Origin of the sequence: Kistimonas scapharcae (assembly GCF_039540975.1) — a bacterium.
GTDB classification, from domain to species: domain Bacteria; phylum Pseudomonadota; class Gammaproteobacteria; order Pseudomonadales; family Endozoicomonadaceae; genus Kistimonas; species Kistimonas scapharcae.
In genome coordinates this window covers 1-2,012 of record NZ_BAABFL010000269.1, presented here as the reverse complement: position 1 = coordinate 2,012, position 2,012 = coordinate 1, and the positions used below count along the sequence as shown (strand labels likewise).

General features: G+C 37.4%; 2 protein-coding genes. Both read left to right on the top strand.

Features of this window, described 5'->3' with window-relative positions; all coding sequences use genetic code 11:
* The coding region (locus ABD892_RS10945; RefSeq protein WP_345195679.1) for a TnsA endonuclease N-terminal domain-containing protein at positions 1-929 on the top strand (929 nt) is incomplete at its 5' end.
* Between the two features lie 129 nt (positions 930-1,058).
* The gene (locus tag ABD892_RS10940) at positions 1,059-1,976 is read left to right on the top strand and encodes a hypothetical protein (RefSeq protein ID WP_345195678.1); all 918 of its coding nucleotides are present in this window, start codon (positions 1,059-1,061) and stop codon (positions 1,974-1,976) included.
* Positions 1,977-2,012: the final 36 nt, after the last annotated feature.

Below are 2,012 nucleotides of genomic sequence, written 5' to 3'. Positions count from 1 at the left end.
CGTTTTGTGCAAAAACTGTACTCTGTTGCCAAAAGTACGGCCAGCTTGCTCACATTCCCAAGGTTAAGCGGGATTTAAGGTGCCTAAGAGGAGAAGTTTGCATGCAAAAAAAGCGTAGAAAGGTTACCGAGAAAGATGTTGAGAGGTGGATAAAAGAATGGTTAGAACTTGTAGAGAACGGTGAATACAAACCTTGGCTGGAAGTAAGGGAAGTTCCCTCGATTGGCAGATCCAGAAAAGTTAAAGGAATAAAGACAGGCCACATCCACCATTTTTTGTCCGACCTCGAGTACTACATCTACCTCATGCTGGAGTATGATTCTTCCGTCACTGCTATTTATGAGCAGTATCCCCTACTTCCGCGCAACGACACTATAGAAATAGCCAATATGATGGGAATCAGGCATCCTGTTTACCCTCAATCTTCAACACCGATTGTCTATAGCACTGACTTTGTCATTGAACAAAGAGTAGCCAGCGGTGAAATTATCCGTAAGGCCATTACTGCAAAATACAGCACTAATTTAGCTACAGATAAAAAAGAAACAAAAAGAAAACTCCATTTGATGGAAATGGAGAGATTGGCTCATGCGAAAAATGGTATAGACCTAAAATGCATAACTGAAAAAGCAATCAATAAAAATATGATATATAATCTGAAGTGGTTTATTCAGGATGCAGCTCTGGATAATGAACTGGTTCAGTTCACTAAAGATTGGGCATCCTTGTTTAAGCATCAAATCATGACTAAAGGAGAAGCAAAGCTTTCCAGCATACTGAAAGAGATATCTGAAGCAATGAAAATAACCTATGAAAATTCAGTTCGCCTATTTCGCCACAACATGTGGAATCAAACATTAAAAACAGACATATCTGAGAAAATTGAACTTACAAACATAATAAAAGCATCAGACTATTTCATAATATAACCAAAACCATTCGGGCATGGAATGCCCACCTATCTAATCATGGAACTTTTTCTCCCAGTATTTATCAAAACACCATCTATTAAGAAGCACGACGGCATCGAGTAAACGATTGTTACAAAGGTAAGAAAAATGAGTATTACTGTAGGAAATATGCTCATACCGCTTCAAGATGAAGCTTCTATCGATGAAGACATGAGCAATCCAGAAATCATCGATCAACGTTATATTATTATCCTAGTCAATCCCATAACAAATACTGTTTACCTCATCAATGCCGAAGGAAAACCCAAAAAACCAATATGTATAAACCTAACCATTATTGAAGAAGGCATAAAAAACAAACAACTCAATATCTCCACTGTTACATACAGTTATCATTCCATGCTTGATGACCAAGAGATAGACGAAAAATGGCTAGCAATAAGAGACAAGAGACTAGAAATCATACAGGATATCATCGAAGACGACATCTCAATAGAAAACTTCCTAAATGCCAGCAGAACAAACCCAGTTGTCAAAACAATATCTAAAGAAAAAAAATGTTCTCGCGAAAGCATTTACAAATTCGTATACACTTACTTTCAAGGTGGAAGAAGAAAAAACAGTCTTCTTCCAAGGTTCGACAAGATCGGGAGGTCATCTACAAGCAAAACAAAGGTTGGCGCAAAGATCGATGGCAAATCTATTGGCATACCTGCTACAGACGATGTAAAAGAAAACATTCGAAACGCATTAAACAAATACTATAAAAACAAAAAAAAACAAACATACCAACATGCATATAACAAAATGTGTGATGATCATTACTCCGAACAAGTCTATAACGAAAAAACAGGAGGCTATGATACCGTACATTATGATGACAACAAAAAACCTTCCATTAACCAATTTAAATATTGGGCCAGAAAACTTCTTGACCCTGTAGAAGCAAGCAAAAAAAGACTTGGTGTATCCCAACACGAAAAAGACTTTAAACCAATCCTATCTTCATCTGACTACTTCATTGCATATTCTGGTTTACTTGAACACCGATTCTGGTCTACTTGAACACCCCCGTCACCTTACGTATTGGCGAGCCTGATT

What these genes read in the sequence shown, in the direction of transcription:
- ABD892_RS10940 (WP_345195678.1), top strand. Translation starts at nt 1,059, where the DNA reads ATGAGTATTACTGTAGGAAATATGCTCATACCGCTTCAAGATGAAGCT.